General features: G+C 45.3%; 12 protein-coding genes. 2 read left to right on the top strand and 10 right to left on the bottom strand.

All coding sequences use genetic code 11. From position 1 onward, the window contains the following. The first annotated feature begins 31 nt into the window (after positions 1 to 31). Positions 32 to 1,822: a glycoside hydrolase family 9 protein gene (locus KUV50_RS07885; protein ID WP_222579578.1), complete on the top strand. Its 1,791-nt coding sequence runs from the start codon at positions 32 to 34 to the stop codon at positions 1,820 to 1,822. Positions 1,823 to 1,947: 125 nt separating this feature from the next. On the opposite strand, the gene KUV50_RS07890 is transcribed toward KUV50_RS07885, so the two are convergent. After that, positions 1,948 to 3,834 (bottom strand): T9SS type A sorting domain-containing protein, encoded by a 1,887-nt coding sequence (locus KUV50_RS07890; protein ID WP_222579579.1) that lies wholly within the window; start codon positions 3,832 to 3,834, stop codon positions 1,948 to 1,950. Between the two features lie 140 nt (positions 3,835 to 3,974). Between KUV50_RS07890 and KUV50_RS07895 the strand changes: the two genes are divergently transcribed. Then, positions 3,975 to 6,287 carry a beta-N-acetylhexosaminidase gene (locus KUV50_RS07895; RefSeq protein WP_222579580.1) on the top strand — a complete coding sequence of 771 codons (2,313 nt, stop codon included), beginning with the start codon at positions 3,975 to 3,977 and terminating at the stop codon, positions 6,285 to 6,287. A 6-nt stretch (positions 6,288 to 6,293) separates the two neighbouring features. Here KUV50_RS07895 and KUV50_RS07900 read toward each other — a convergent pair whose 3' ends face one another. The 9 genes from KUV50_RS07900 to KUV50_RS07940 all read right to left on the bottom strand — a co-directional run bounded on the left by KUV50_RS07900 (position 6,294) and on the right by KUV50_RS07940 (position 18,294). Next, positions 6,294 to 7,454: a metal ABC transporter permease gene (locus KUV50_RS07900; RefSeq protein ID WP_222579581.1), complete on the bottom strand. Its 1,161-nt coding sequence runs from the start codon at positions 7,452 to 7,454 to the stop codon at positions 6,294 to 6,296. Next, the gene (locus KUV50_RS07905) at positions 7,447 to 8,571 is read right to left on the bottom strand and encodes a metal ABC transporter permease (RefSeq protein WP_222579582.1); all 1,125 of its coding nucleotides are present in this window, start codon (positions 8,569 to 8,571) and stop codon (positions 7,447 to 7,449) included. The genes KUV50_RS07900 and KUV50_RS07905 overlap by 8 nt, the downstream gene beginning before the upstream one ends. Positions 8,572 to 8,849: 278 nt before the next feature. Beyond that, positions 8,850 to 9,086, bottom strand: a complete 237-nt coding sequence (locus tag KUV50_RS07910; protein WP_222579583.1) for a four helix bundle protein — start codon at positions 9,084 to 9,086, stop codon at positions 8,850 to 8,852. Positions 9,087 to 9,121: 35 nt separating this feature from the next. Then, a complete protein-coding gene (locus tag KUV50_RS07915) occupies positions 9,122 to 9,862 on the bottom strand; it encodes a metal ABC transporter ATP-binding protein (RefSeq protein ID WP_222579584.1) in 741 nt (246 codons plus the stop codon). 14 nt (positions 9,863 to 9,876) lie between these two features. After that, a complete protein-coding gene (locus KUV50_RS07920; RefSeq protein ID WP_222579585.1) occupies positions 9,877 to 10,815 on the bottom strand; it encodes a metal ABC transporter solute-binding protein, Zn/Mn family in 939 nt (312 codons plus the stop codon). A gap of 92 nt (positions 10,816 to 10,907) precedes the next feature. Next, entirely contained in the window at positions 10,908 to 12,587 is a 1,680-nt protein-coding gene (locus KUV50_RS07925) for a SulP family inorganic anion transporter (RefSeq protein ID WP_222579586.1), read from the bottom strand. Between the two features lie 138 nt (positions 12,588 to 12,725). Then, positions 12,726 to 15,845 carry an efflux RND transporter permease subunit gene (locus tag KUV50_RS07930; protein ID WP_222579587.1) on the bottom strand — a complete coding sequence of 1,040 codons (3,120 nt, stop codon included), beginning with the start codon at positions 15,843 to 15,845 and terminating at the stop codon, positions 12,726 to 12,728. Then, on the bottom strand, positions 15,842 to 16,942 hold the full coding sequence (locus KUV50_RS07935; RefSeq protein WP_222579588.1) for an efflux RND transporter periplasmic adaptor subunit: 1,101 nt from the start codon (positions 16,940 to 16,942) through the stop codon (positions 15,842 to 15,844). The genes KUV50_RS07930 and KUV50_RS07935 overlap by 4 nt, the downstream gene beginning before the upstream one ends. 50 nt (positions 16,943 to 16,992) lie before the next feature. Beyond that, entirely contained in the window at positions 16,993 to 18,294 is a 1,302-nt protein-coding gene (locus KUV50_RS07940; RefSeq protein WP_222579589.1) for a TolC family protein, read from the bottom strand. Between the last annotated feature and the right edge of the window lie 124 nt (positions 18,295 to 18,418).

Here is an 18,418-nt window from a genome sequence, read left to right on the forward strand (position 1 = left end):
GATCAATCTATCGTGATAAAAATTATTTTTTATGACACAATGCTTTATTCCACCCACCGTCTCCATTAAAACAGCTTTAATCTGCGGTCTGATTTTTTGCATCAGTGGTATACACAGCCAGGAGATCCACGTTCGCTACAATCAAGTCGGCTATCACCCTTCTGAGGAAAAGATCCTCTTTGTGATGGCTACAAAACCCCTACGACAGGAATTCACCCTGGTCATGGAAGGAGGTCACCATCCACAAAGGATAGAATATCAAAAATCAGAGACCGGACTGTGGGGGCAATTTAAAAATCAATATACCTTGAACGCTTCTGCTATGACGGAAACCGGCACTTATAAACTCCACTACGGAAACCAAGAAGTAGCTTCCATTCTGGTCAAGGAAAATCCCTACCAACCCTACCAGCACGATTTACTGGCTTTTATGCGACAGCAACGCTGCGGTTACAATCCCTATTTTGATATGGTATGTCACCAGCGTGACGGGAAACTCTTTTACGGACCCGTTCCAGATTCTTCGTTTTATGATTTCACCGGCGGCTGGCATGATGCCGGTGATCAATTAAAATACCTGATTACCAGTTCCAATGCGACGGCCCGAATGCTCCTGGCCTATCAAATGGCTCCGGATTCGTTCGATGATCAGGTCGATGCGATGGGACACTCAAACCCAAACCAGATTCCAGACATCCTCGATGAAGCCAAATGGGGATTGGATTGGATTCTAAAATTGCATCCCCAGGATGGCTGGCTGATCCACCAGATCGCAGATGACCGGGATCACCGGGGGTTTAAACTACCAAACGATGACAATGCAGATTATGGTTGGGGCGAAAACTCCTACCGGCCGGCTTATTTTGCGAATGGAGCTCCACAGGGACTGAACAAATGGAAAAGCACATCTACCGGCATTAGCAATCTGGCGGGCCGTTGTGCTGCGGCATTGGCCCTTGGTTCCAAAATATTTGAGAATATCGATGCCGGATTTGCACTAAGGTGCAAAAATGCGGCCATAGAACTGTATGACATGGGTGAACAGAACCCCGGATACCAACAAGGAAATTCTTATGGGGCACCCTATCGATACAATGAAGACTCCTGGCACGATGACATGGAATGGGGTGCAGCAGAATTGTATAAACTGACCGGCGAAGTAGACTATTTGACAAAAGCTATGGATCACGCCCGTGCTATTGGCCCGGACGGGTGGATGATGCGCGACACCATGGACCATTACCAGAAGTATCCGTTTATGAATATGGGACATTTTTTATTGCACGCCATTGCTCCGGATGAATTCAAAGACACCCTGTCGCATTGGTATCGGATGAACATTGAAAATGTGCTGCGACGTGCATCAACCAATGCTTTTGAAATTGGTATTCCATTTATCTGGTGCTCCAATAATTTGCTGGTCAATTTTATCACACAAATCGCTCTATATGAGAAAATGACAGGTGATAAACAGTTTCATCAGGGAATGGTGCTGCACCGGGATTGGCTGTTCGGCCGAAACCCCTGGGGAACTTCCATGTTTACCGGCATTCCTGTCGGGGGTGAAACACCCGTTGATGTGCATATTCCTTCGAGGATGATTTTACAGGATACGCCAGCGGGTGGATTGGTTGATGGTCCGGTGTATCGATCCATCTATGATAACTTATTGGGTTTGACTTTATTTAACCCCGATGAATTTGCAGATTTCCAAAATGACTTCGTGACCTATCACGATGATATCGGCGATTATTCGACCAATGAACCGACGATGGACGGCACGGCCGATGCTATACTGATGTGGGTGTTACTGGAAAATTGACAGATCATTAATACCATTTGAGTTCATGATTGCCGCATATAGAAGGGACGCAAAGCATGATTATATGGATAATGGAAGAGATCTGCGATGTAAGTATCGCGACTTTTCTTGATCATCCAGTCCAATTAATTGGTTTTCACTACTTTGCGATGGACCACGGCTCCCGTTCGTAGATCAGTCAATTTGAGAAATACAACTCCATGTGGCACATCCTGTATATCCAGGGAATCGCCAGGATGAATAAGTGTTGTTTTTAATGTACGCCCGGTGGTATCCATGACAGCTACGCGGAACGCACCCTCCAATCCACTAAAGCGTACAGTACCAGAAGCGGGATTGGGAAACACCACGATGGATGAATCCATCCACTTATTCTCAGCAGTCGAAGTACGCACCTCGCAGCCCTTATAACTCTGTACCGCTTCTATAATCGCTTTATATTTTGGCGCAGGAATCAGATCGGTATCCTGATCCATGGATTCCAAAATTCCCCAGCTGCCATACCGGGCACTCCGGGCAGAGACAAAAGAGAAATTCATCATCAACCACGGTTCATCGCCTTGATGAATGGACCGCAATGCGGAAAACCATTCCTGATAAAGATGGTACATGGCGGTATCGCGCTGGATATCGAGCAATGCCTGAGCATAAGAGGGCTCTACACCGAATGGGTGCGGTGTAAAATGTTGTCCGCCTTCATAAAAAGCCAGGGTTTTACCCAGTGAACTGGCGATGGTTTGCACTTCCTCAATAAAGTGAACCCCCTGCGTCATATTTTGCCGGACAAACCGAGCCAGATCAGCCACAGTGGCAGCGCTCCCCAGATTATCGAGAGTTTCATCCCCATCTTCATTGAAAGAAAAGTAATAGGTTGGAGCCACTGCATCAAATGATTCGGGATCGACATTTCGCACCACTCGTTCCGCCACATCGGTCCAGCCAGTCTGCACGCCCACCACTCGGGTAGTTCTGTGGAGTTCTCCGTCGAATTCATCCGTCCAGTAATCGAGCATCCGCTGTATAAACGGAACGGTTCCTTCCGGCCAGATGGCATCGGTCTCCTCTACACCATATTTATTCGTCCAGTGGGTCTGTCCAAAGATCCAGTTCCAGATCTCATTGCTGTATTCTACGGTTATATTAAGATCTGGCTTGAGATGATCTCTAAAGTACCGGGCCATTTTCCGAATATAATCCTCACTGGCTGTATGTGGCACACACACCCATCCATCGATATTTTCCTGATTCATCAACGCCACCATCATCTCATAAGGAACCCCCTTATTATAAGCCCAGGTATAATGATCCATTTGACTACGTTCTGCCCAGTCCACCAGATTGTCATCTGCGATATCTCCGGGACCGGATTGCCCCCAGTTATTGGTCTGTCCCCAGTCCATGAAACGCACCGAATTGAAGGGTTGCAGTTTTTCCAGCCACAAATCATAGAAAGGCTGTGTCTGATACGTAGACTCTGTACCGGGCATCAATACCCGAATGTTGCGTATGGGGTTATCCTTTTCAGATCGTCGGATGGTCATTTCCAGAATACCCTCTTTCGGTGTAGGGAAGTCAAAAACGATGCGGTGATCCCCGGTTTGCTTCAGGTTCTTGTGTCCGCCCCAAAAGCTGAGCTCCCCGTCACCTTCCCACAGAACCGTATACGCTCCGGCCGGCCATCCATCGGTAATAGCCCATATAGTGACCACCCGCTGTGGATAGTCTGATCCGGGTACATTTTGAGGCACATGGGTAGGATAACCATCCTCCCGGAAAGTCATCTCATCTTTGAAGCCTGAATTAAAAGGATCATTGGGGTCTCCGACCGACTTTGTGTACCAGGTCCGGGAAGTACGCATAAGGTCCACAAAAGGTATTTCTGTTCCATAGTCTGCCAATCCGGCCAGATTGGTTCCGAAATTGAGTTTGCAGCTATCTGGTATTTGACCAAACGCTATGGGTCCACCACTTAACAACACACCTATAAAAATTAAAAACCGCAAAGGGGACATATCGATTAATTTGGGATGAAATTAAATAATCTAACGTTTATGCCGCTTTAAATAGTTTAAAATTTTCATTTTCATTACCTTGTCTTCTATGGTAGCATACGAGAATGTCTCTAACAGTTATTGCGGTCAAAAAAGCACACATGAAATTGCTTCCGATAAAATGTATCATTTTCCTTTTGGCGGGCTTTTCTTTTTTTTCGTCCTGCCGGAAAGATCTTAAATTACAGCCCATCCACATCATTCCAGAGCCTGTCTCCGTTCAGGCACTGCATTTATCTCCTTTTGTAATCGATGATCATTCGATCATCTACATCACGGATTCTTCGATGATGCTCCCGGCTCAACTTTTACTTACAACCCTTGGCGGGGGTTATAAAATAAGAATGATCGACCGCACCTTATCGACCCACAGCGGGATTTCCTTAAGACATTCTACGGATACCAGCATACGCGACCAAGGTTACAACCTGGAAATCCACACGCAAAGCATCGTGATCTCCGCCCATGACACTCCCGGACTGTGGCACGGCGTTCAATCACTCCGGCAATTATTGCCGGCTGATCCGGCAGAAATCAGCACGGCTTCGTTACCCTCTTTGGTCATTAATGACTATCCCCGGTTTGGTTGGCGGGGCATGCATTTGGATGTTTCCCGACATTTTATGCCGGTACCCTTTATAAAAAAATACATTGATATGCTTTCATTCCACAAGCTCAATGTGTTTCACTGGCATCTTGTCGATGGCATCGGATGGCGAATTGAGATAAAATCCCATCCCGAACTCACAGAGGTCGGAGCTTGGCGGGTCGTCAAAGAAGACAAAAAACCCTGGGAGGATTTTGAAGTGTGGAGATCAGGAGACCCCCGGCCCAAATACGGTGGATTTTATACCCAGGAAGACATACGAGAGGTGGTCGCTTATGCCACCCAAAAAGGCATTACGGTGTTGCCCGAAATTGAGCTGCCCGGCCACTCGGAAGTTGTATTTGAGTGCTACCCCGAACTTCGATGCATCGATGAAAAGGGCGATTACCTCCCGAACATCGGTGTATATTGCGCGAACCTCCAGGCTTCCTATGATATACTCGAAGATGTATTGGTGGAAGTCATGGATCTTTTTCCATCCGAATACATCCATATTGGGGGCGATGAGGTGAACAAAAGCAACTGGACCCAATGTGCCCGGGATAAAAAACTCATGGAACGTGAACACTATACACCGGAAGAAGTACAAAGTCATTTTGTCAATCATTTTGACCGGTTTTTACGGGACCATGATCGAAAAATGATGGGTTGGCACGAAATTCTGGAAGGCAATTTAAGCCCTTCGGCAGCGATTATGTATTGGGGGAATGGTCGAGCGGACGATGTGGATGAAATGCTCCGGGAAGGTCATGAATCCGTGCTGACGCCAGGCAATATTTATTATTTTGATCATTATCAAAGCACCAGCAAACACGAACCTCCGGCATTCGGAGGGCTTTCGACACTCACTCAGGTCTATGAGTATGAGCCTTACCCGGCAGCCATTGAAGACACATATGGAAATCAGGTTCTTGGCATTCAGGCCAACTGCTGGACCGAATATATGGACCATTCCGATCAGGTAGAATATATGGTTTTTCCCCGCATCGCAGCGCTGGCTGAGTCGGCCTGGTCTCCCCGCCACAAAAAAGACTGGAGTGTGTTTACGCAAAAAATTCCCCGACTGCTGGATTTTTATAATCATCAGGATATTCAGTATGCACCGAGCAGTTTTCGTCCACTCATCAATGTATCGTTGGACCATCAATCCAATGAATTGTATGTCCGCCTCGACCCAGAGCTTCCAAGTGACCTCTACTATTCCATGGATCAAAGTCCACCCACACCAGCCCAGGGAATGCCCTATGCCGGTCCTTTTCCTTTATCAGAAACAACCACGATCCGGGCCGGGGCTTATCAGAACGAAAAAGAGATTGTAAAACCGGAGGTCAAAAAAGTCATCGTACACAAAGCTCTCGGCAAAGAAGTTGTTTTAGGAACACGGCCCTATTCCAGCTACATGGCAGATGGACCACAAACCCTGGTTGATGGACAATTTGGTGGCGACAACTGGGGCAATGGGCGGTGGTTGGGATTATTAAATAAAAATGTCGACGCAGAGATTCATTTTAACTCATCCTCTTCCATCCGGTCTATCGGTTATTCCGCCATCGAAGATCAGGGGTCGGGGATATATTTTCCGGAACAGATCCGGGTATCCGTCTCGGTGGATGGCGAGCACTACACGGAAATTACTACCGCAGATATTGATAACAATGCTATTCAGTACAGCTCTAAAACCAGGGACAGCATCTTCACCATTGCATTTCCACCACAAGAGACCAAATACCTGAAGGTGGAAGCCGCTCTGCCCCGGATTCCGGACAAAGGAATGTTCTTGTTCGTGGATGAGATTATCGTGCAGTAGCGCGACTCATCCTCGAAACAAAAAGAAATCATCTTTGACATGCTCTATTTTGTCATCTCGATTGGTCATGATGTATTCCAGTGCCAGACCGGTGAAATTCCGGCCTTTCTCGGTAAGTGATACGATTTGATCTTCGATCGTAATCATATTATTTTTCAGAGCCAGTTCCACCACTGTTTTGGATTGTACCTCCTGCCAATTGATGTGCTCTTGCAAATGATTTAGGTGTCGTTCGCTTAATTCAGAATGGTTATTGAGGTGCAGCAAAAAGGTAATCAAAGAAACCTCTGTGCGCTGTTGTTTTTGACGATAAAGCACAGAGAGCAAACCCTTATCCGGCGCAAACAAGTACACCATCAAAAAAACAATCCCCAAAACAGTGGTCATGGAACCCGAAATCGAAGCATCCAGCAAATGTGCCAGCCAATAACCTGCGATTGCTGAAAAGACGCCTAAAAGCACCGACAGAATCAGCATCTTTTTCAAATCCGTCGTCAATAGATAAGCAGTAGCAGCAGGTGCAATCATCAAGGCAACAACGAGGATGGCACCCACGGCATCAAATGCACCAACGATCGTGATGGACGACACCGACATCAGGCCATAGTGCAGTACGACGGGAGAAAAACCCAGAGCCGCCGACAACCCGGCATCAAAAGTGCTGACTTTGAGTTCTTTAAAAAATAAAACCATCAAAGTAACAGTGACCACCAGGATCGTACCCATCACCCAAAGGGATTTAGGTCCCATATCCCGACCGGCGATCAATAGCCGGTCAAATGGAGCAAATGCCAGCTCACCGAGCAACACCGCATCGATATCCAAATGTATGTCACTCGCATTTTTGGCGATCAGAATAACCCCCACGCTAAATAAGGTCGGAAAGACCAAACCAATGGCTGTATCTTCTTTGACCAATCCTGTTTTTTGAATAATCTCCACCAAAACCACGGTGACAATACCTGTTACCGCCGCTAATAAAATGAGTATAGGAGAATTTAAATCCTGGGTGATAAAGAAACCAATGACGATACCCGGCAAGATCGAGTGGCTGATTGCATCACTAATTAAAGCCATTTTCCGCAACACCAAAAACACACCGGGGATGGCACAGGCAGCTGCTACTACGGCAGCAATTAATTGTATGTCCAGCTGTGCACTACTCATCTTTTAGTTGTTGGTTATAAAGATTTTTAGCTGCATCGAACCCGTGTTCGGTTAATGACCATTCCAATCCGTCAATTTCAACCCAATGCCTCTCTTCCATTTTTCTCAATGATTTTCTGGAAAAGCCATGAAAGTCATTTAATATACGGATGGAGTGGGGATGGGTGACATCTTCATGGGTTTTGGCAATATCAAACATCAACTGCAATGTCTTTTTCAGCTTAAGATCATTCCTGTTCCTGCGGAAACGTATTTCACGAAAAAGCAAACCTCGTCCCGGTGAAAACACAAATGAAATCAAAACAAAGGTTGCGGCCACTAAAACAATCACAGGTCCGGTCGAAAGGTTATCCTGACTGGCACTTATCGCGGTCCCAACGACCCCGGCCAAAGCGCCCAATACGGCTGCCAGAACGATCATAACCCAGAGGTGATTCGTCCATTGACGAGCTGCAGCCGCCGGTGCCAGCAACATGGCACTCATCAATACGACGCCGACCGTCTGAAGCCCGATCACAATGGCTAATACAATAAAAAATGTAATCAACGCATCGATAAATTTGACATTGAATCCCAGGGTTTTGGTATAATCCATATCAAATAACATAATCTTGAATTCTTTCCAGAACAACAATAGAATAATCAGACTGATGCCCGTCACTCCAATCATAATCATCACATCGCTTTCAACCAAAGTAGCTGCCTGACCAAATAAATACTTGTCCAGCCCTGCCTGATTGGCATTGGGTTGCTTTTGGATATATGTAAGCAACAGCATGCCAAAACCAAAAAACAGCGAAAGAATCAAACCCAGGGCCGTATCCATTTTTAGGTGCGTCTTGGAAGTGATCCCACGAATCCAGAAAGTTCCGAGCAGACCACAGACCAAAGCGCCCAGCATCAGCACATGGGTTTCTTTGGCACCAGTGATCAAAAACGCCAATGCTATACCGGGCAATGCAGCATGCGAAATGGCATCACCCAACAAGCTTTGCTTGCGCAATACCGCAAAACTCCCCAGCATACCACAAATGGCACCCAACACAGCGGTACCTATCGTGATGGTCCGCAGGGTATAATCAGAAAAAACCATTTGGAAATATTCTGTAAAAGTCATTTTATTGTCAATAGTCTGTAGTTAATAGTCTGTAGTCTTTACGAGCACAATATTCAGTGGTTGTTGTCATTTCGGTTATCGGTTATTGGTACGCTTCGCTATTGGTCATTGGATAGTCCGTGGTCTTTAGTCAGTAGTCGATGTGAGTTCTCTTTGGTCTGCAGTTATTGTCATTCGTCATTTAATTTCTTTTGGTACTTTTGAAGGTTTGTAATCATTTTGTCCATTTGGGGTAGTCTTAACCTGGAGGTTGTTTTTTCATTTGGAATATATTTCTGTCAGGTTGCAATGGTGGAGCTGACAACACTTTCCCTTACAGAGCCTTGAGCGATTGAATTGTGGATCAGTACAGCCAAACTCAAGGCAATGGACTGAGCTGCTCTTCGGTATTGAGAAGTCAATCCAAATCGCTCATCGTTCGAAAAGTCCTTTGCAATATCATAAACTTCGTCAATAAACTCCAACGATTTTTGATATACCCTTAACTCCTCAAACTTGTATTCTACATCTGCCATGTTTTTTTTCTTTAAATATTTTAGACGTCCACCGACTATTTATTCACCGCCACCTTGTAGTTAATTCCATACGTTTTGGTCAGATTATCATCATTAAAAACCTCCTTAATAGGCCCCGTGGCGATTTTTTTCACATTGAGGAAAGTTACCCAATCAAAATATTCGGGCACGGTCTGAAGATCGTGGTGAACGACGACCAGCGTTTTGCCAGCTTTACGCAATTCTTTGAGAATATTAATGATGGCTATTTCCGTTGTTGCATCGACCCCTTGAAACGGCTCATCCATAAAATAAATAGAGGCATCCTGCACCAATGCACGTGCCAAAAATACCCGCTGCTGCTGACCGCCGCTCAGTTGGCTGATTTGCCGGTTTTTAAAAGGAAGCATTCCCACTTTCTCCAGAGCCTCCAGTGCTGCTTTTTTTTCTTTTTGACCCGGTCGTCTGATCCAACCCAGGCTTCCGTAGGTTCCCATGAGGACAACATCGGCGGCTGTTGTCGGGAAATCCCAATCTACACTTCCTTTTTGCGGCACATAAGCCACCAGCTTACGTTGATTCTTATACGGCTTTCCAAAGATCGACACACTGCCCGCTATGGGTTTTATAATCCCTAAAATTGACTTGATCAGGGTGGATTTCCCGGCACCATTTGGCCCGACGATCGCCATCAGCACCCCTTCAGGCACTTCCAGATCAATGTCCCACAACACCGGCTTGTAATCATAAGCCACGGTCAGGTCATCGACACTAATTGCCAGTTTTTCTTCCGTCATTATTCTATGTATTGTTATCGCAATGCATTGACAATCGTTTTAACATTGTACTTGAACATCCCAATATAGGTTCCTTCTTCTGTTCCCGGATTACCTAGCGCATCACTATACAACGATCCGCCGATAGCCACCTCATGGTTTTTGGAAAGCACCGCAGCCTGCAACGCCTCTATCGTCCGTCGCGGCACTGAACTTTCAATAAAAATAGCCTTAACCTCGTGTTCAATAATAAAATCTGAAAGCCGCTGTACATCCTGTACCCCGGCCTCTGTAGCCGTGGATATTCCTTGCAAACCAACGACTTCAAAACCATACCGTTTTCCAAAATAATTAAAAGCATCATGGGCGGTCACTAAAATCCGTTTCGATTTGGGTAAAGTTTCAATGATCTGCTCGACCTCTACTTCCAGTTCATCCAGTTTTTTCTGATAGACCGTATTATTCTCTTTAAATAATTCAGCGTTTTCCGGGTCCGCTTCTGAAAGTATTTGAGTAACCTTGTCGGCAAATTGCTTAAAAAACTGAATATTGAACCACACATGGGGATCATAATTGGAGGCAAACAACTTCGAACCTATAAGTTGATTTTTATCTAAGGTTTCACCTAAAGCAATGGTTTCTTTACCACGCACCTTCATTTTTTCAAAAACATCCACCAACTTGCCTTCCAGATGTAAGCCACTGTAAAAGATAATATCTGCTCCAAATAACTTGGACACATCTCCCTCACTGGCTTTATATAAATGCGGATCTACCCCGGCACCCATCAATCCTTCCACTTCCACAACCTCCCCACCGATATTTTTAACCAAGTCCGTTAACATCGTCGTCGTCGTCACTACTTTGAGTTTTCCCGACTCTTCCGGTGTACTACAGGAAAAAAGGCCCAACACCATGATCAGCAAGGCTACAATTGCCAGCCAATTAATTTTTTCTAAAGTATATTTTATCATAAGCTATTAGTTCAAACTCATGCAAATATAAGCATTTAGCTTCATCAAACATAAAAGTTGGACAACTCTAATAAAAGGATATAAACAGCCGACTATGACGCGTCCGTTTCAATAATCTCGGCGGCCCTTTGGGCAGCCCCTTCGATCGAGTCCGTGATGTTTTCAGGAGCCAACACCGCATAAATATCTCCTTTTTCCAAATCTTCCATCACCTCCTTATTGACGCCGGAAAGAATAACCTTTGTATTGAGGCGGTTAAATTTGGTAATCATTTCTCTGAGTCGATACATACCGGTCGCATCAATGAACAGAACATGACGCATCCTCAGTATCAACACCCGAGGCCGATCGCTGAGTCGACTAATCGTATCCTGAAAAGCCTGCGCGGCCCCAAAAAACAGCGCACCATGAATTTCATACATTATCACCCCTTTGGGGAGGACGGGAATCTCATCTTCAAACAACACTTCAACGTGTTCATCCTGGTCTTGGCTCAAGTTTCCCAGGTGTCTAACCGTTGTCGTATCACTCACCCGCTTCATCAATACAAAGCTGGATAGCACGACTCCTACCTCAATAGCAATGATCAGGTCAAATACGACGGTGAGAAAAAAAGTAACCAACAAGATCATGACATCGGACTTATTCCCTTTGAGCAGAGACACGAATTGGCGCCATTCACTCATATGATAAGCCACCACGATGAGGATTCCTGCCAGACAAGCCATAGGAATCAGCTTAGCCAGTGGTGCCAAAGCCAGCATAATGATGAGCAAGACCACGGCATGGACGATACCGGCTACTGGTGTGCGTCCCCCATTTTTTACGTTCGTAGCTGTTCTGGCAATAGCACCCGTGGCGGGTATTCCTCCGAACATGGAAGAAAAGCAATTAGCTACCCCTTGGCCGACGAGCTCTGCATTGGATCGGTGTCGACCACCGATCATACCGTCACTAACCACGGCAGAGAGTAAGGATTCTATCCCGCCCAGTAAAGCAATCGCAAAAGCAGGTTGGATCAACTTTTGAATGGTTGCAAAATCAACTTGGGGAATAGTGGGCATTGAAAGTTTATTGGGTATTTCTCCAAAAGAAGATTCGATAGTCTCCACCGGCATTTCAAAGAAGAGGACCAGAACCGTACTTAACACTATGGCCACAATGGAACCCGGTATTTTACTGCTGATTTTGTGAAAGTTCAGGGAGATGACAATAGTCCCCAAAGCGATGATGACCGCCACCCAGTTTATATGGCCAAAATGAAGCGCATAAAGCTTCCATTTCTCTATAAAATCCGCAGGAACTGAATCAATGGGAAAACCAAAAAAATCTTTAATCTGTGACGAGAAAATGATAACCGCAATACCACTGGTAAACCCTACAATTAAGGGATGAGGAATAAACTTCATCAGATTTCCTAACCGGGCGAGACCCATCCCGATCAATATAATTCCAGCCATAAAAGTGGCAATGATTAATCCATCCACACCAAACTCCTGCACGATCGCATATACGATCACAATAAACGCACCGGTCGGACCACCAATCTGAACACGACTCCCTCCCAACACAGAGACCAGCAGACCTGCAACGATAGCTGTAATCAACCCCTTATCAGGCGAAACACCGGATGCAATCGCAAAAGCAATAGCCAACGGCAAGGCCACTATGCCGACGATAACGCCGGCAATGACATCTTTTCGCAGTTGCTCCTTGGAAATTCCTTCCTTCAGAATAGAGAAAAACTTGGGTGTAAAAGGTGAATCTTTCATACAGTATCAGGTCATCTTAGAATACATATAAAACCCGGCCTTATGCCATGTGTCCGGCTACGAATCCTCTAAGATATACATAAATTCAGCCAATATCCACCCTTGATCCATCCCTATATAATGAAATTCTGGATAATTTTAAGCCTCCTGAACGGGCCGCGCTTTGGTCTTACCGCGATCAGACTTTTTATACGCCCAATAAAACACCTGGGGCAAGACCGTGAGGGACAAGATCATACATATCAGCAATCCACCCACGATCATAATAGCCAGCGGTTTTTGTATCTCCGATCCCATCCCTGTAGAAAGTGCAGCAGGCAGCAAACCGGTGGATCCCATGAGTGCAATCATCACGATCGGACGGATCCGACTGTAAACTCCGCTCGAGATAGCTTCGCGCAGGTTCATTTTTCGCATATTCTCCTTCATCACAGCAATCAGAATGATACTGTTTATGGTATTTACGCCAAAAAGAATGATAAACCCAATCCCTGCCGATATACCAAAAATGGTTTGCGTCACCCACAGGGAGATGAATCCCCCGACAAAAGCATATGGTATCGTGCTCGCTGCAATCAATGTATCCTTTACCGTCCCAAAATTGAAATACAGTAAAAATAAAATCAACAACAATACGGCGGGCACAATCAAAGCTAACTGTTTACTGGCGCGTTCTTTGCTTTCAAACTCGCCGGCCCACACGATTTCATTTCTTGCCGGAATATTCACTTTTTCTTCTACGTTCTTTTTTGCTTCGGCTATAGTACTGCCCAAATCCCTTCCTTCTATGCTAAATCCTACAGCGATATAGCGGCTGCTTCCTTCCCGGTATATAAACGCCGGTCCGGTCAGATAACTGATGGTTGCAAGTTCTTTCAGGGGTATTTTCTGACCAGCAGCAGTCGGAATCAGTATATTACCGATTTTTTCATCGGTATCCCGGTATTCCTTTTCAAACCGCAACCGCACATCAAACATGCGTTCTCCTTCATAAAATGAGGTCGCCGCCCGTCCACCGATCGCCATTTCAACCACGGCCTGAGCATCCGCAATATCCACACCATATCGAGCCAACTTGTTATCATGCAACTGGATGCGAAGTTCGGGCAAGCCAATATTACGATACACGTTGAGGTCTTCGATGCCTTCAACGTCTTTGATGGCATCCGCCACCTGATCAGCATATTCTTCCAACTGAAAAAGATCTTCACCAAAAATCTTCACCACCAGTGAGCTCTTCACTCCCGCCACATATTCCTCCACGTTATCCTGTATGGGTTGACTAAATCCAAAGGCTATACCCGGATAAGCTTGCAGCACCATACGCATCTCTTCGACAAGTTCATCCTTGTGAACTTTTCTGCTCCACTCCTTTTCCGGATGCAGCTGAATATGAAATTCGATATTGAAAAACCCCGTGGGGTCGGTGCCGTCATTTGGTCGTCCCACCTGGTTCAGAACGAACTTCACTTCATCAAATTCCCGTAACTTAGCTTTCATCTCCCGGGCAAGGCGGGTTGACTCATCAAGATTAACACTATTGGGTAAAGTCGCTCGCACATACAAAGCGCCTTCATTGAGTTTGGGAATAAATTCCGACCCGTAAAATGCAAAACTGGCCATAGATACAGCCAACAGTGCTATGAATCCAAAAATAGTCACTTTTCGACGACGACTGCTCAGTAAAAAAAGATTAAAAAGTGACTTTTTGAAAAACCTCGAAACAACGTTTTCTCGCTCTACCACATTCTTTCTTAACATAACTTTGCACAGAGCGGGTACATAAGTAATGCTAAGAATCAAGGATCCCAGCAACGCGTATGCCAGCGTAAACGCCAACGGTGAAAACATTTTCCCTTCTACCTTCTGAAAGGAAAAAATAGGCATCAATGCCACTATTAAAATAATCTGCGCAAAGACAATATAAGTAGCCACACTACCTGCACTCCTTTTAATGATCCCCATTTTACTGATCCGGTTGAACCGTTTCATTCCAAGGTGACGGGCTTTACGGTCGAGCGCCACAAAAACCGACTCAACAACAACCAGGGTCCCCTCCAGCAAAAGACCGAAATCGATGGCACCCATTGAGATCAGGTTCGCTGACAATCCCTGAACCCGAAGCATGACAATCGCAAAAAGGAACGATAGCGGTATGACTGAAGCTACGATGATGGTCGTCCGCCAGTTAAAGAGAAAAACAAATACAATGATGGACACCAACAATATCCCTTCCACGATATTGGTCGACACCGTATTTACGGTTGCATCCACCAGCTCGGTACGATCAATGAAGGGCTCAATCTGTATATCTTCGGGCAAGATCCGGTCATTGAGGTCGATGATTTTTTCTTTGAGCCGGTAGATCACTTCGTCGGGGTTTTCTCCCCGGAGCATCACAACTATACCCTGCACGACATCTTCATCGTCCTGGAGTCCGACCACACCCAGGCGTGGCTTCGCTGAAATCTCAACCTGAGCCACATGCTTTACCAAGATGGGGGTCGTACCTCGCACTTCGATCAGAATATTCTCGATATCTGCCACACTTTCAAGCAAACCTACTCCTCGTACGACATAAGCCTGGCTGCCTCTTTCGATAATATCTCCACCCACGTTAATATTTGTTTTTGATACAGCCTCAAAAACTTCCAGGGGCGACAGGTTATAGTTCGCCAATTCGGTGGGGTTGATTTTTATTTCATAGATTTTTTCTTCCCCCCCAAAACTGACAACATCGGCGACACCTGGTACCGACACCAGTTCCCGCTCAATCACCCAATCATGGATAGCAGTGAGCTCTTTAATGGGTCGATCACTTTTCAACACGTATCGGAATATTTCACCGGTAGCTCCATAGGGTGGCTCAATGGTGGCATCTGCACCGTCCGGCAAATCAACCCCCTGCAGCCGGTTGGCAGCATACTGCTGAGCATAAAAGTCTTCCACATCGTCATCGAAAATCACGGTAACCACAGAGAGCCCAAACAATGAAATGGATCGTACATCGGACTTCTTAGGAATGGTATTCATTTCCTTCATTAGCGGAAGCGTCACAAATTTTTCGACTTCTTCAGCACTTCTTCCCGGCCACTGCGTTATTATTCGGGCCCGGGTGTTTGTCACATCCGGAAAAGCTTCAATCGGGGTGTTCACATAGCTCACGATACCTGCCACCACCAAAAGGAAAGTCAGGAAAAAAACAATGATGGAATTTTTTAATGAGAACGCTACTATTCCCTGCACAAATTTTTTCATTTCGACAAATTGTTAATCTGTTCGTAAACCAGTAAATGGTTCCGGGTAATGATGCTTTCATGTTCTTCCAGGCCTTTTGAAATAAAAGTGGTTCCATTGTTGGATGATAGGACGTCCACTTCCCTGATTTCCATATCACAATCACTACGGTGCACTACAACAAAATCTTTATTGTGATCAAATACCATCGACGAAGTAGGTATTCCAACTGCTTCCATCTTTCTGTCCTTGAGAGCAATCACATCAACCAGCATTCCCGGTTTCAATATAAGATCTCCGTTTCTCATCACAATCCGGGCTTTTAATACTTTTGCTTCGCTGTCCAGAATTTGGGAAACAGCACCGATGGTCCCGTGGAAGATGGTGTCTGGATAAGAGAGTGTGGCAACATCTACTTTCATTCCATTTTCAATGTGCCGTACATTTGTAGCGTATATATCGACCATGACCCATACTTCACTCAAATCAGAAATGGTAAACAGCACCCCGCCATCGGCTGATATCCGGGTTCCGGGAACGAGGTCTTTTCCAATCACAATGCCTGAAGAAGGTGCCTTAATCTGAAAAACATCCCCATTTTCACTGGCACTGAACAGATCAAGATGGGCCTTCACCTTTTGCTGGTCTGATCTGTAAATTGCCACATCGCCTTCCGCTTCCATCAGATCTTTTGCGGTAGCAATTCCATCCTCATACATGGATTGGACCGACTCCAGTTTTTTTTCAGCAACTTGTAACCGGGCATTAAGACTGTTCAATTCAGCCTGTAGAGTACTCAGTTCGGCACTCTTCAATTCCACCAACACCTGCCCTTTTCTCACCCGGTCACCTAATGAAAAATAGGTTTTGGTTACCACACCACCAACCAGGCTGACAAATTGAATTACGTTGTCGGGGTTAGCTTCTACGACACCGGTCAATGGGATGCCTTCTGTAACCGGTTGCAAGACCACCTGCTTCAATTCAACCCTATCCTTAAACGACTCATCCAGGCAATAAACTAGCTTTTCGACCGGTTGATCCGGGGTCTGTTCCTCACATGCCAGGATGAGCAGTCCTCCTGTTCCTAACAAAATCCACAGCAGAAATTCTCTCATTATCTTATTCTTTTATACGTATTAATTGAGTTCTGTTTTATCAAAGATTTTTATTGGATAACATCTACTCCGACGAGGTAGTTAAGTTCTTCCACCCGTTCTATGATTGCATGCCGGGCATCACGAAGGATTTTTTTGTTTTCGAGGTAAGCATCCAGAAAATCCAAATATTCCAGCAGGGTAATATTTCGATTTAGAAAATTTCGGGTATAACCATCCAGAGTCGCATCCAGTGCTTCATCAAAATCCGGGTCTATGTCGGTATAAAAATCAATGGACTGCTGAAGATTATGATATGCGAGCACGACCTCATTCTCCAGGGACAATTCTTTTTGCCGAACATGCAGCTTGGATTGTTCTATGCCAATTCGAGCCTGCTGGATGTTTCCCTGGTTGCGATCAAACACCGGAATATCCATGGCTACTCCAAAGCCAAAAAAATTGTACATAAAGTTCCCTCCCCGATCGTATCCCATCTTAAGTGTGACGTCTGGCACTCGCAGGGCCTGCTCATAGTCCAGTTTTCTTTTTTGATAAGCCATATCCAGCTGTGCCAATCTGAAATCTGGTCGAAACTCCTTTGCCTGAGTGATGAGTTCACTCAAATCCACCGCACCCACGGGCTGTTCATTATTTAAGTATCTTTCCGGCTCGATGGTCAGCTGCACGGATGCAGGCAATCGCATCATCATCTTCAATTCCTTCTTGATTTTCTCTGTTTCTATTCCCAGGTCATTCTTGCCTTTTCCAATTTCAAGTTCCAATGCTTTCAACCGGACATATTCCCCTTTTGTCACATGGCCTTTCTCAACTTGTCGATGATATGACTGGGTTAGTTGCTTAACAGAGTTCAGCTGGTTCTGATAGGCTTCAGCGGTCAGACGCAGGTAGTGCAGACGTGTTAGAAGGCTCCGAAATTCATATTTTAAATTCCGTAAAAGATTCTCAAAAAACTCGCGTGACTGTTCCACTGAGACTGATTCGAGCGCCGCTAATTTCTTTCGTTTTCCTGCGGTCATCACCAGTTGCTCAACCGAAAAACCAAACTGTTGGTTTTGACCTAACCTTCCTCCATTGAAACCTTGTAACTCATCACCAAAAACGGCCAACTGTCGCTTTGTCGCCCACAGATTAACTTCATCTATTTCTAACGCAGGATTGGGCCATAGTCTGGCCTGGACCACCCGAGCTTCCGCTTGAGAAATATTCAGTCGCTCGGCCATAAGGAGCAAATTCTCCTTTAGAAAAAGCGCTTCACTTTCGCTGTGATTCAATACCAATGTATCCTGCGCAGTTAAAGAAGCGGAATACATAATCAATAATAGAGATGCTGCCAACTTTACTAATGACATAGATTAACTATTGTGCTTATGAGACACAAAAGTCACTACAACGACCTTAAAATTGGCTTAATATGGATAAATTTTAGCTTAACCCGCGTTATTCACCCCGTCAATCTATTGCAATGCATAATAT

Origin of the sequence: Membranihabitans marinus (genome assembly GCF_019802045.1) — a bacterium.
Taxonomy (GTDB): domain Bacteria; phylum Bacteroidota; class Bacteroidia; order Chitinophagales; family Saprospiraceae; genus Membranihabitans; species Membranihabitans marinus_A.